Raw genomic sequence first — 13,552 nt, forward strand, 5'->3', positions numbered from 1 at the left:
GAGCGCACATGGCAACCACAGAGCAGGACTTGCATACGGTAAAGCCGGATCTCTGGCGCAGCATTGGCGGACCTTTGCTCGCCATTTTTTCGATTTTCATTCTCGAGATTCTGGCGCGCACCGGGTACAGGATCCCCAACCCGCCCGCCATTCTTCTGATCGTTGTAGCGTTCGCTGCTTTTCGCGGCGGAATACGCTCCGGCTTGATCAGTGCCGTCCTGTCATGGCTTTACTTCGCGCATTATTTCTCGATTCCCGGCCAGCCCTTTCAATACACCGGCGAGAATTTTGTGCGCGTCATGATGTGGGCGGTGACCACGCCGGCGATGGCGCTGATGATTGGATTCCTGCGGCGTCGCACTGAGCGCGTATATGAGCTGTCGTCCGCGAACGTCGCGCTCGAGACGCAGATCGCCGAGCGCAAGCGCGCGGAACAGGAGGTGCGCCTGTTGCAGACCCTGACGCTCGCGGTCGGCGAAGCCGAGGATCTGCACACCACGCTCGAGGTGGTGTTGCGCAAAGTCTGCGAGTCCACCGGCTGGATGCTGGGACAGGCGTGGATGCCGAACGAGACCGGCCGTATCGAATGTGTTCCAGCGTGGCATGGAGAGGCGAAAGGCCTGGAGCGGTTTCGCAAGGCGAGTCTGGACATGACGTTCTCGCCGGGCACCGGCCTGCCCGGCCGCGTGTGGGAATCGAAGCAACCGGTATGGATCAAGGACGTGAGCGTTGAGCAAAATTTTCCGCGCGCTGACGTCGCCATCGAAGCCGGACTCAAGGCGGGTCTAGGCATACCGGTGACGGCGGGCAACGAGTTCATCGCGGTGCTCGAATTTTTCGTGAGCGAGCCGCGCAAGGAAGACGAGCATCTCATCGGTATCGTGTCCAGCGCCGCCACCCAGCTGGGCTCGATGATCCAGCGCAAGCGCGCGGAACAGGCCCTGCGCCGCAGCGAGAACCAGTTGCGCGCGATCATCGATGCCGAACCCGAGTGCGTCAAGGTCGTGAGGGCGGACGGCACCCTGGTGCAGATGAATGCCGCGGGGCTGGCCATGATCGAGGCCAGCCGGCCGGAGCAGGTGATCGGCAAGCAGATCCTGCAATTGATGGCGCCGGAATATCGCGAGGCGTACCGGACGTTCATTGGCGATGTCCTGCGCGGCAACAAGGGCATCATGGAATTCGAGATCATCGGGCTCAAGGGCACCCATCGCTGGATGGAAACGCATGCCGTTCCCTTGCCCGGCGAACAGGGCGGTCAGCCGCTCGTGCTCAGCATCACGCGCGACATCACCGAACGCAAGCAGACCGAGCGGCGTCTCAAGCAGCTCGCACATTTCGACAGCCTGACCGATCTGCCCAACCGCGTGCAGTTCATTGAGCGGCTGGAACAGGCCATGGCCGACGCGGACCGCCATGAGCGGCTGCTGGGCGTGGTCTTTCTCGATCTCGACCGGTTCAAGTACATCAATGACAGCCTCGGCCACGGGAAGGGAGACATCCTGCTGCGCGAAGTCGCTATGCGCCTGAGCGGCGTGGTACGCCGGGGCGACACCGTCGCGCGCCTGAGCGGCGACGAATTCGCGCTGGTGCTGGCGGACATGGGCCACGTGGATGATGCCATTCACGTGGCGCAGAAAATCCTGGAAGTCTTCCACCAGCCCTTCCGCGTCGCCGGGCACGATTTGTTTGTTACCGCCAGCCTGGGCATCACGCTATATCCCTTCGATGACCGCGGCGCCGACGACCTGTTGCGCAATGCCGACGTGGCCATGTACCGCGCCAAGGAATCCGGCAAGAACAACTACCAGTTCTACGTGGCGGAAATGACCACCCTCGTGTCCGAGCGGCTGGCGCTCGAAAACGACCTGCGATCCGCGCTCGAACGCGGCGAATTTTCGCTGAATTACCAGCCCATTGCCGATTGTCGTTCGGGAGCGATTGTCGGCATGGAGGCGCTGCTGCGCTGGAAACACCCCGAGCGCGGCATGATTTCACCGGCGCTGTTTATTCCGCTGGCCGAGGAGACCGGATACATCATTCCCATCGGCGAATGGGTCCTGCGCACGGCCTGCGAGCAATGCCGGGGCTGGCAGAAAGCAGGCTTTCCATCGCTCTACGTGGCGGTGAATCTTTCCTCGCGGCAGTTTCACCAGAAGGATCTGACGGCGTCCATTCATCGTATCCTGCAGGAAACCGGCCTCGACCCCACCCGCCTGGGGCTGGAGATCACCGAGGGCCTGATCATGCAGCAGGCCGAGGCCTCCGTGAATACCCTGCGCGAACTCAAGGCCATGGGTATCCGGATTTCCATCGATGATTTCGGCACCGGCTACTCCAGTCTCAGTTATCTCAAGCGTTTTCCGATCGACGTGCTGAAAATCGACCAGTCGTTCGTGCGCGATATCCCGAAGGACGAAGACGACGCCGCCATCGCCAGCACCATCATCACCATGGCCCATAGCCTCGGGCTGAAGGTCGTGGCCGAGGGCGTCGAAACCCTCGAGCAACTGAATTTCATGCGCGAACACCACTGCGATACGATGCAGGGATACTACCTCAGCAAGCCCCTTCCGCCGGATCAATTCACGGCGCTACTGAAAAACGGAACCCGTCTCGACGTTGCCTGATCGCGCCCACGGTGTTTCGAGCGACGTGCATATTCTGTCCGGTAAATCCCCCTGCTGCATCAGATTGACTTCAGTTGCCCTGGCGATTACCCCCCGCGAAATGATGTAAATGCGGCTCCGGTCGCTCGTCTTGCTGGTATAATAAGTTTGCCCCGCTTCTGGTGGGTTCCATCATTTTTCCAGGGATTGAGATATGAAAAAGTTTCTTCTTTTGCTGCCGTTGATCATGTTGTTGAACCATGTAGCCATGGCCGCCGACCAACCGGCCATCGGCTACGTCGATATGCGCAAAGTGCTGCTGGAAAGCAAGCTTGGCAAGAAAAACAGGGCTGAGTTCGAGAAAATAATCAAGGAAAAGGAAAGCGTCCTCGGCAAGGAGGAGGAAAAACTCAAGGCCATGCAGGAGTCCTTTCAGAAGGACCAGCTGATGATGACGGACGAGCAGAAAAAGTCCAAACAAAAGGCCTTCCAGGAAAAGGCCGAGGCCTACCAGAAGATGATGCGGGACGCCAAGCAGGAAGTGAGCAAGAAAGACAATGAATACACCGCCAGGGCCCTGACCGAGATACGGGCCATCGTCGCGGACCTGGCGAAGGAAATGAAACTGAGCCTGGTGCTGGAGGCGTCCGAATCCGGCCTGTTGTACGCCGAGCAAAGCATGGACCTGACGCCGAAGGTGATGGAGAAGTACGACGCGAAGGGGAAGTAGTTCTTTCTTTGTCGTTCCCGCGAAACTCTCTTTTTCGTCACCCCGGCGAAAGCCGGGGTCCAGGTCTTGAATGGTTCGCGCGCTCCGCGCGCGACTCAAAAAGCATAATTGCGGTTTCCGCACCGCGGGCGGGTGACTTCTCTTTGCTCGTGCAAAGAGAAGTCACCAAGAGAAAGCACGCCCGGATGGCGCGACCACCCCCTGCGCTTCTCGCCGGCCCCGGCGCGCGCCCCAACTCGCCGGGCGCAAACAACGCGCTCCGGGCTCGAACACGGGGCGCGCGACTACTCCGGGACCGGCTGCGATGCTCGGGCGCGCCATACGGGGTTTTAAGAACCCACCTCACCGGATACTTGGAGTCTCTAACGGGTAGGTTGTTTCAGGCCCCGTAGCGCGCGCCGAGTACCGCAGCCCCACCGGGAGTTTTTAAGCGAGCCCCTGTTTGAGTCGAGCCGCGTTTTATGCGGCCGACGAGTTGGCGAGCGCCCGGTGGGGCGAGGAACGGAGGGAACCGGCGCAGCCGGCGTGCGCTCCGGGGCCACGTGTTTCTTTGGTGACTTTCTTTGCACGAGCAAAGAAAGTCACCCTGGGTCGGGGGCGGAGCATCCCAGATTCAAATAACGCGGGCGCAGCCCGCTCTACTGATGATTACTATCTGGATTCCGGCTTTCGCCGGAATGACAGCCATACAAAAGACGAAACCCCCGAATTACGGTATTCTTCCCGCCCTCAGGCACGGCTGGATTCATGAATACGATGGATGAGCAATACCTTCCCGAAAAAGTAGAAAAAGACGCCCAGGACTACTGGGAGCGTCATCACAGTTTCAAGGCCGTGCCTGACCCGACACGGGAGAAATTCTACTGCCTGTCGATGTTTCCCTATCCCTCCGGCAAGCTGCACATGGGCCATGTGCGCAATTACACCATTGGCGACGTAATCACGCGCTACCAGCGCATGCAGGGACGCAACGTGTTGCAGCCCATGGGCTGGGACGCCTTCGGCCTGCCGGCGGAGAATGCGGCGATGGCGAACGGGGTACCGCCGGCGAAGTGGACCTACGACAACATCGCGTACATGAAGAAGCAGCTCAAGTCACTCGGTTTCGCGATCGACTGGGGGCGCGAGCTCGCCACCTGCAAGCCCGAGTATTACAAGTGGAACCAGTGGCTGTTCCTGCGCATGCTGGAAAAGGGCATTGCCTACAAGAAAACCGGCGTGGTCAACTGGGACCCGGTGGACCAGACCGTGCTCGCCAACGAACAGGTCATCGACGGCCGCGGCTGGCGCACCGGCGCCGTGATCGAGAAGCGCGAGATCCCGATGTATTACCTGGCGATCACACAATACGCCGAGGAGCTGCTGGCCGACCTGGACAAGCTCCCCGAGTGGCCGGAGCGCGTGCGCACCATGCAGGCCAACTGGATCGGCAAGAGCGTGGGCGTGCGTTTCGCCTTCCCGTACCAGCTGGATGGACGCGAGGAAAAACTCTGGGTCTTCACCACGCGCGCCGACACGATCATGGGTGTCACTTTTTGTGCGGTCGCGGCCGAGCATCCGCTCGCGACGCATGCCGCGAAGACCAACCCGAAGCTCGCCGCGTTCATCGATGAGTGCAAGCGTGGCTCGGTCATGGAGGCCGACCTCGCCACCATTGAAAAGAAGGGCATGCCGACCGGCATCAGCGTGACGCACCCGCTGACGGGAGACCCGATTCCGGTGTGGGTCGGCAATTACGTGCTCATGGGCTACGGCGAAGGCGCGGTCATGGCGGTGCCGGCACACGACGAGCGCGATTTTCATTTTGCCAAACAGTACAAACTCCCCATCAAGCAGGTGATCGCTGTCGGAAGCGAGAAATTCTCGCTCGATGCCTGGCAGGAATGGTATGCGGACAAGGAACACGGCCGCTGCGTGAATTCGGGCAAGTACGACGGCCTCGACTACAGCGCCGCCATCGATGTCATTGCCGCCGATCTGAAAGCCAAAGGCCTGGGCGACAAGCAGGTCATGTGGCGCCTGCGCGACTGGGGCATTTCGCGCCAGCGCTACTGGGGTTGCCCGATACCTGTTATTCATTGCGATCACTGCGGCGACGTGCCGGTCCCGGACAAGGATTTGCCGGTGGTGCTGCCGGAGGACTGCGTGCCGGACGGCACCGGCAACCCGCTCAACAAGCGCACCGATTTCGTGAACTGCCAGTGCCCGAAGTGCGACAAGGCTGCAAAGCGCGAGACCGACACCATGGACACCTTCGTGGATTCGTCGTGGTACTACGCGCGTTACGCCAGCCAGCGCGGCGACACGGCGATGGTCGACGGTGAGACCAGTTACTGGATGCCGGTGGATCAGTACATCGGCGGCATCGAGCACGCCATTCTGCACCTGCTGTACTCGCGTTTCTGGTGGAAGGTGATGCGGGATACCGGCCTGGTGCGGGGCGACGAGCCATTCATGCGTCTGCTCACGCAGGGCATGGTGTTGAACGAGATATTCTTTCGCAAGCCCGCGAGCGGGCGTATCCAGTATTTCAATCCGGCGGAGATCGAGATCCAAACCGACGACAAGGGCGGCCGCCTTGGCGTGGTGCTCAAGAGCGACGGCCAGCCGGTCGAATCGGGCGGCATCGGCACCATGTCGAAGTCGAAGAACAACGGCGTCGATCCGCAGTCGCTGATCGAGCAGTACGGCGCCGACACCGCGCGCCTGTTCATGATGTTCGCGGCGCCGCCGGAGATGACGCTGGAGTGGTCGGATGAGGGCGTGGCCGGTGCCAGCCGTTTCCTGCGCCGCTTGTGGAAGCTCGTGGCCGATCATGCCGGCCTGGGCCCAGCGGCGAAAGCCGATTTTTCATCGCTGTCGCCGGCGCTCAGGGATCTGCGCCGCCAGGCGCACCAGACGCTGGCCAAGGTCACCGACGATATCGGCCGGCGCCGTACTTTCAATACCGCCATCGCTTCAGTGATGGAGCTGCTCAATGCTGTCAGCAAGCTCGATGACGGCTCGGCGCCTGCCAGGGCCGTGCGCCAGGAGGCGCTCGAGTTCGCGGTGTTGACGCTGTCGCCGATCGTGCCGCATGTCTGCCACGCGCTGTGGCACACCCTTGGTCACAAGGAGGCCGTGATCGACGTGCGCTGGCCCAAGCCCGACGATTCGGCCCTGAAGCAGGATAACCTGGAGATCGTGGTGCAGGTGAACGGCAAGCTGCGCGGGCGGGTATCGGTACCCGCGCAGGCAGGCGAGGATAGAGTGCGCGAACTCGCGCTGGCGGACGAAGCCGTGGCGCGCCATGTCGGAGACAAACCGGTCAGGAAGGTCATCGTGGTGCCGGGCAAGCTGGTGAATATCGTTTTATGAAGTACAGAGTTCAAAGCACAGGGTACAAAGGGACGGGCCGCCGCGCGCTATCCGCTCTTACTCTGCACGCTGTACTTTGTACTTTGTATTTTTCACTGGCTTCCTGCGGTTTCCATCTGCGCGGTACGGGAAAGGTGGAAGCGCCCGCCGCGCTTTCCGTGCTGCAAGTCAGTGTGGAGGGCAATCTGCCGGAAAGCAGCCCGCTGCTGGCGGCGATGAAAAATGCCCTGCGCACCCAGACGGATATTCAAATCCAGGAATCGGGTGATGCGCCACGGCTGATGCTGTACCGCGAGCAGTCGGACAGCCGGGTGCTGTCGGTAACCTCCACCGGCAAGGTCGACGAGTACCTGCTGAAATACGAGGTAAGTTTCCAGTTGGTCGACGTGGACAACAAACCGTTGTCGGAGCCGCAGACGGTCAAGGTGCAACGCGACCATCAGTTCGACCGGCTGAACGTGCTTGCCAAGGAAAGGGAAGAGCGGGAACTGCGGAGCGAAATGCAACGCGATGCGGTACAACAGATCCTGCGGCGCCTGTCGCGAATCACTCTCATTGATTCCGATGCAAATAAACACTGATCAACTGGCCAATCACCTCAAGCGCGGGCTGGCGCCAGTCTATTTCGTGTACGGCGAGGAAGTGCTGCTGGTCGAGGAAAGCTGCCAGGCCGTTCGCGAAGCGGCGCAGGCCAACGGCTACCTCGATCGCCAGTCGTTGACGGTGGAGAGCGGGTTCGACTGGAACGGGTTGTTCGCCTCGGCACAGTCGATGTCGCTTTTCGCCGAGCGGCGTCTTATCGAATTGCGCCTGCCGACCGGAAAACCCGGCGAGACCGGCGCGAAAATTCTGATCGAAATCGCGGCACAACCTCCGGCGGATACCGTGCTGCTGGTGAGTTGCGGCAAGCTCGACAAGGCGGCGCGCGAAACCAAATGGGCCAAGGCCCTGGAAGGCGCGGGCGTGGTGGTCGTGGCCTGGCCGCTGGAAGCGGCGCAATGGCCGGCCTGGATCAGGCGTCGCATGGAGGCGAAGGGGCTGAAGCCGGGCCCGGGCGTGGTGGACCTGCTGGCGCATCTCATGGAAGGCAACCTGCTCGCCTGCGCGCAGGAAATCGACAAATTTTCCCTGCGTTTTGGCGGCGGCGAAGTGGGTCTGGATGACATCGAGGATAATCTCGGCGACAATGCCCGCTACAATGTTTTTGCGCTGGCGGACGCCAGCCTGCGCGGTGAACCGGCGACGGTCGAGCGGATTCTCACCAACCTGCGTGGCGAAGGCGTCGAGCCCATACTGATTTTGTGGGCGCTGGCGCGTGAAGCGCGCGAACTGGCGCAGATGGCGAGCCTGGTCGCCTCGGGCCAGCCGGTGATGCGGGTTCTCGATACGCGGCGGGTATGGGCCAAACGCAAGCCGCTGGTCAGCGCCGCGCTCAAGCGGCTGTCGCCGGAGGCGGCGCAGGACCTGTTGCGGCGCGCCGCCCGGACCGACCGCATTCTGAAGGGCCGGGGAACCGGCGATGTGTGGCAGGAGTTGCAGTGTCTGGCGCTCAGCATGAGCGGCCTCAAGCCCGCCACATGTCATATATAGATGGTGAGTACGACAAATAGCAGAGATTCATGAAAACAGCCTCGAAACCAGCCGCCGACGCCGATATCCAGCGCTACATGCAGGAAGTCGGGCAACGCGCCCGCGCCGCCGCGCGCGTCATGGCGCGCGCCGAGACCGCGGCCAAGGATGCCGCCTTGATGGCGATGGCCGCCGAGATCGAGCGTCAGCGAGACGCGCTGATCGCGGCCAACAGGAAGGATATCGACGCCGGCAAGGCCCAGGGCCTCGACTCCGCCATGCTCGACCGCCTCGAACTGAGCGCAGCGCGCATCCAGTCCATGGCCGAGGGCCTGCGCCAGATCGCGGCGCTCGCCGATCCGGTGGGTGAGATCACCGATCTGAATTACCGCCCCTCCGGCATCCAGGTCGGGCGCATGCGCGTCCCACTCGGCGTGATCGGCATCATTTACGAATCGCGTCCGAACGTCACCGCCGACGCCGCCGGACTGTGCCTGAAATCCGGCAATGCCTCGATCCTGCGCGGCGGCAGCGAGGCGATTCATTCGAACCGTGCCATTGCCGCCTGCATCCAGACCGGGCTCAAACAGGCCGGTCTGCCGGAAGACGCGGTGCAGGTGGTCGAGACCACCGACCGTGCCGCCGTGGGCGAGCTGATCCGCATGAAGGAATACGTGGACGTGATCGTGCCGCGCGGCGGCAAGTCACTCATCGAGCGCATCAGCGCCGAGGCCACGATTCCCATCATCAAGCACCTGCATGGCGTGTGTCACGTTTATATTGATGACAAGGCCGACCTGGACAAGGCAGTCAAGGTCGCATTCAACGCCAAGACTCAGCGCTACGGCACCTGCAACACCATGGAAACGCTGCTGGTCGCGCGCGACGTGGCGACGAAAGTCCTGCCGGTGCTGGGCAGGATGTACCAGGATCAGGGCGTGGAGCTGCGCGGCTGCGAGGCCACGCGCAAGATTCTTGCCGGCATCCAGGCCGCGACCGAGGAGGACTGGCATACGGAATACCTGGCGCCGATTCTTTCGATCCGTGTGGTGGAAAACGTGGACGCGGCCATGGACCATATCGCCAAATACGGCTCGGCCCATACTGATTCCATCGTGACCGAGGACATCACCCGTGCGCGCCGTTTCCTGCGCGAGGTGGATTCGAGCTCGGTCATGGTCAATGCCTCGACGCGCTTCGCCGATGGCTTCGAATATGGCCTCGGTGCCGAGATCGGTATTTCCACCGACAAGCTGCATGCGCGCGGTCCCGTCGGCCTCGAGGGGCTGACGTCGGTGAAATTCGTCGTGCTCGGAGACGGGCACATCAGAAAATAGACGGGATTTCAGGTCAACTTGATTCAAGATTTTTTCTTGCCGGTTTTAATCCTGCGAACTCCCGATTCTGTCCATTGTATTTTTTGTGAGTAAACCCCTCGGCATCCTTGGCGGCACGTTCGATCCCATTCATTACGGCCATCTGCGCCCCGCGCAGGAAGTGTTGCGCGCGCTCGATCTGGCGGAAGTGCGGGTCGTCCCGGCGGCGAATCCTCCGCACCGCCGCGCGCCGCTGGCCACGGCGGTACAGCGCCTGCGCATGGCCGAACTGGCGGTGGGCGAATTTCCCGGATTGCGCGTGGATGACCGCGAGATCAAACGCGGCGGGCCTTCGTATACCGTGCTGACGCTGGCATCCCTGCGCGAGGAACTCGGCGACCGTCCATTGTGCCTGTTACTGGGCCTGGATGCCTTCGAGGGCCTCGAAAGCTGGCACCAGTGGCAACGGCTGCCGGAACTGGCGCATATTGTCGTGATGACACGGCCGGGCTGGTCGTTGCCGGCCGCCGAGGACCTGCCGACATGGGCGCGCGGCCGTCTCGCGCCTGCCGCCGGCGATCTCGCCCTGGCCAGCGCGGGAAAGCTTTATTTTCAGACTGTGACGCCCCAGGATATTTCCGCGACGCGTATTCGCGAAGCCATTGCGCGCAGCGAACCGGTGGACGGGTTATTGCCGCCCGCCGTGCTCGGGTATCTGCGCGCCAACCGAATCTACCTCAATCGGGAAAACTGATGCCCAAAGCCGCCTCCGCCAAAAAAACCCAAAGCTGGATTCAGCACGCACTGGAAGACGCCAAGGCACGCGATGTCACGGTGCTCGACGTGCGCAAGATCAGCGATTTCACCGACTACATGGTGATCGCCACCGGCACCTCGAACCGGCACGTGCAGTCCACGGCCGACAGGGTCGCGGAAGCGCTGCGTTCCCATGGCGTGCGCGCCGTGGGCGTCGAGGGCGGAAAGATCGGTGACTGGGTGCTGATCGACTTCGGCGACGTTATCGTGCATGTCATGCGCGAGGAGATACGTGATTTCTACAACCTCGAAAAACTCTGGTCCGACGCCAAGCGCGTTGAGGCAGGCGAAAACAGGAAGGCCGCCAAGACGCCAAGGACGCCAAGAAAAGCAAAAGCTGTGAAAAAATGAATTTCCGACTTTTTGGCGTCTTGGCGCCTTGGCGGTTCAAAGCTCAATATGCAAATCCACATCATCGCCATCGGTGACCGCATGCCCGAATGGGTTGAAACCGGATACCAGGAGTACGCCAAGCGCCTGCCGCGCGAGTGCCGCCTGGTGCTGCACGAGATCCCCGCCGGGCGGCGCACCAAGAGCGCCGATCTGCGGCGCCTCGTCGAACAGGAAGGCGCGCGCCAGCTGGCCGCCATTCCCGCCGGCGCGCATGTCGTGGCGCTCGACCTGTCAGGAAAACAGCTCGATACCGGGGCGTTGGCGGCGGATCTCAAGAAACGGTTGGGCGGTGGTGAGCACCTGGCCCTGCTGATCGGCGGTCCGGAAGGGCTGGCGCCGGCCTGTCTGGAACGCGCGAAAGAACGCTGGGCATTGTCTAAACTTACCCTGGCGCACCCGGTGGTGCGCGTGGTCCTGGCCGAGCAGCTGTATCGGGCGTGGAGTATCATTAGCCAGCACCCGTACCACCGGTAAGGAGGTAACGGGTTCAGCGTTTAGAGTACAAAGTACAAGGTACAGAGTTAAAAACCAGCGCGTTCAACCCTGCACCCTGTACTCTGAACTTTAAACTTGCCATTTATGATTTATCTCGCCTCTGCTTCGCCCCGCCGGCAGGAATTGCTGCGCCAGCTGGGCGTCGAGTTCGACGTCATGCCATCCAATATCCACGAGGTTCGCGCGGCCGGTGAATCGCCGGCGCAATACGTGGCGCGCGTCGCCGGCGACAAGGCGCGCCGGGTAGCGCAGTGGGTCAGGGAGCGCGGGCTGCCGGCGCATCCGGTGCTGGGCGCGGACACGGAAGTGGTCATCGATGGGGAAATCCTGGGTAAACCGGAGAACGCGGCGCATGGCATGGACATGTTGCGTCGCCTGGCCGGGCGCACGCACGAGGTCCTGTCCGCCGTGTGCGTGTGGCATCGCGAAAAGGAATACACGGCACTGAGCACGAGTCGCGTGACGTTCCGTCCGCTAACGCCGGCGGAAATCGAGCAGTACTGGAAAACCGGCGAACCCCGGGACAAGGCCGGTGCCTACGCGATCCAGGGCCGCGCCGCGGCGTTTATCGCGAAGCTGGAGGGCAGCTATTCCGGCGTTATGGGGCTGCCATTGTATGAATTGGATGAAATTTTGCGCAAGATTGGGACGGATGGTATATGAGTGAAGAAATCCTCATCAACGTCACGCCCCAAGAAACCCGCGTAGCGGTCGTCGAAAACGGCGTGCTGCAGGAAGTCTACATAGAGCGCGCGCGCAGTCGCGGCATCGTCGGCAACATATATAAAGGAAAGGTGGTTCGTATCCTGCCGGGCATGCAGGCGGCGTTCGTTGACATCGGGCATGATCGCACCGCGTTTCTGCACGCCTCGGACATTCGTCCGGTTTCCGGCGTCGAGAACGCCGGCCCGGTGCCGCCCATCAACGAGCTGCTGCAGGACGGGCAGGAAGTGATCGTGCAGGTGCTGAAGGACCCCATCGGCACCAAGGGCGCGCGCCTGACCATGCAGATCACCTTGCCGGCGCGCTATCTGGTTTATCTTCCCTACAGCAGGCATATAGGCATTTCACAGAAGATCGGTGATGAGGCCACGCGCGAGCGCCTGCGGGCGCTGGTGAAATCGGCGTTGCCGGAAGGCGCCGAGGAAGGGGGCTACATCCTGCGTACCCTGGCCGAGACGGCGGCCGAGGAGGAAATCGAAACCGACATCCGTTATCTGCGCCGGGTGTGGGTCGCCTGCCAGGAGCGCATCCGCAGCGCACCCGTGCTCAGCCTGATCCACGAGGATCTGCCGCTGGCGCTGCGTGCCATGCGCGACCTCGTGCGCGGTAATGTCGAGAAGATCCGCATCGACTCGCGCGAGGTTTACACCAAGGCGATCGATTTCGGCATCGAGTTCATTCCGGAGATCGCGGAGCGGATCGAGCATTATCCGGGCGAGCGTCCGATCTTCGACCTGTATTCCGTCGAAGACGAGATCCAGAAGGCCCTCGACCGCAAGGTCATGCTCAAGTCCGGCGGCTACCTGATCCTGGACCAGACCGAGGCCATGACCACGATCGACGTGAACACCGGCGCTTACGTCGGCAAGCGCAACCTGGAAGAGACCCTGTTCAAGACCAACCTGGAAGCGGCGCAAACCATCGCGCGCCAGCTGCGACTGCGCAACCTGGGCGGCATGATCATCATCGACTTCATCGACATGGCGGAGGCCGAGCACAAGCGCCAGGTGCTGCGCGCGCTCGAGCGCGCGCTGGCGCGCGACCGCACCAAGGTCTACCTGACGGAAATGTCGCCGCTGGGTCTGGTGGAACTCACGCGCAAGCGCACGCGCGAAAGTCTCGAGCATGTGCTGTGCCAGCCCTGCCCGGTGTGCGAGGGACGCGGCATGTTGAAGACACCGCAGACGGTCTGTTATGAGATCTTCCGGGAAATCCTGCGCGAAGCGCGCCAATACGGTGCCGACGGTTATCTGGTGCTGGCATCGCAAGCGGTGATCGACCTGCTGTTCGACGAGGAGGCCGGCAGCATGGTGAAACTGCAGGAGTTCATCGGCAAGCCGATCCAGCTCAAGGTCGAACCGCTCTATACGCAGGAACAGTACGATGTCGTGCTGATGTGATGCCGGCCGTTCCCGGCCGGCGCGCAAGAACTTTCGTGAAAACGCGGCCTCCAAGAAATCATTCCCGGGCCGTCGCTGATATTTTTCTGCTTTGGGTCCGGATACGGCAGAATAGCGGTATGAATCCTCCAACAAGCCGGTCCA

11 protein-coding genes are annotated in these 13,552 nt (G+C 61.9%); all 11 read left to right on the forward strand.

Going from position 1 to position 13,552, the window contains the following annotated elements; all coding sequences use genetic code 11:
* Positions 1-8: 8 nt before the first annotated feature.
* The 11 genes from SCL_RS03560 to rng all read left to right on the forward strand — a co-directional run bounded on the left by SCL_RS03560 (position 9) and on the right by rng (position 13,408).
* Entirely contained in the window at positions 9-2,630 is a 2,622-nt protein-coding gene (locus SCL_RS03560; protein WP_096359949.1) for an EAL domain-containing protein, read from the forward strand.
* A gap of 193 nt (positions 2,631-2,823) precedes the next feature.
* Positions 2,824-3,339 carry an OmpH/Skp family outer membrane protein gene (locus tag SCL_RS03565; protein WP_096359950.1) on the forward strand — a complete coding sequence of 172 codons (516 nt, stop codon included), beginning with the start codon at positions 2,824-2,826 and terminating at the stop codon, positions 3,337-3,339.
* A gap of 756 nt (positions 3,340-4,095) precedes the next feature.
* The gene (gene leuS, locus SCL_RS03570; RefSeq protein ID WP_096361822.1) at positions 4,096-6,696 is read left to right on the forward strand and encodes a leucine--tRNA ligase; all 2,601 of its coding nucleotides are present in this window, start codon (positions 4,096-4,098) and stop codon (positions 6,694-6,696) included.
* Positions 6,693-7,277 carry an LPS-assembly lipoprotein LptE gene (locus SCL_RS03575; protein ID WP_096359951.1) on the forward strand — a complete coding sequence of 195 codons (585 nt, stop codon included), beginning with the start codon at positions 6,693-6,695 and terminating at the stop codon, positions 7,275-7,277. Before leuS ends, SCL_RS03575 begins: the two co-directional genes overlap by 4 nt.
* Positions 7,261-8,286 carry a DNA polymerase III subunit delta gene (holA, locus tag SCL_RS03580; protein WP_172425907.1) on the forward strand — a complete coding sequence of 342 codons (1,026 nt, stop codon included), beginning with the start codon at positions 7,261-7,263 and terminating at the stop codon, positions 8,284-8,286. The genes SCL_RS03575 and holA overlap by 17 nt, the downstream gene beginning before the upstream one ends.
* Before the next feature lie 29 nt (positions 8,287-8,315).
* Positions 8,316-9,602 (forward strand): glutamate-5-semialdehyde dehydrogenase, encoded by a 1,287-nt coding sequence (locus SCL_RS03585; RefSeq protein WP_096359953.1) that lies wholly within the window; start codon positions 8,316-8,318, stop codon positions 9,600-9,602.
* Between the two features lie 85 nt (positions 9,603-9,687).
* Complete coding sequence (gene nadD / locus SCL_RS03590) at positions 9,688-10,335, forward strand: nicotinate-nucleotide adenylyltransferase (protein WP_096359954.1); 648 nt, start codon at positions 9,688-9,690, stop codon at positions 10,333-10,335.
* Entirely contained in the window at positions 10,335-10,748 is a 414-nt protein-coding gene (rsfS, locus tag SCL_RS03595) for a ribosome silencing factor (protein WP_096359955.1), read from the forward strand. Before nadD ends, rsfS begins: the two co-directional genes overlap by 1 nt.
* A 48-nt stretch (positions 10,749-10,796) precedes the next feature.
* Complete coding sequence (rlmH, locus tag SCL_RS03600; protein ID WP_096359956.1) at positions 10,797-11,264, forward strand: 23S rRNA (pseudouridine(1915)-N(3))-methyltransferase RlmH; 468 nt, start codon at positions 10,797-10,799, stop codon at positions 11,262-11,264.
* A gap of 105 nt (positions 11,265-11,369) precedes the next feature.
* A complete protein-coding gene (locus SCL_RS03605) occupies positions 11,370-11,948 on the forward strand; it encodes a Maf family protein (RefSeq protein ID WP_096359957.1) in 579 nt (192 codons plus the stop codon).
* Positions 11,945-13,408, forward strand: a complete 1,464-nt coding sequence (gene rng / locus SCL_RS03610) for a ribonuclease G (RefSeq protein ID WP_096359958.1) — start codon at positions 11,945-11,947, stop codon at positions 13,406-13,408. The genes SCL_RS03605 and rng overlap by 4 nt, the downstream gene beginning before the upstream one ends.
* The last annotated feature ends 144 nt before the right edge of the window (positions 13,409-13,552 follow it).

It is taken from the genome of Sulfuricaulis limicola (assembly GCF_002355735.1).
Classification (GTDB): domain Bacteria; phylum Pseudomonadota; class Gammaproteobacteria; order Acidiferrobacterales; family Sulfurifustaceae; genus Sulfuricaulis; species Sulfuricaulis limicola.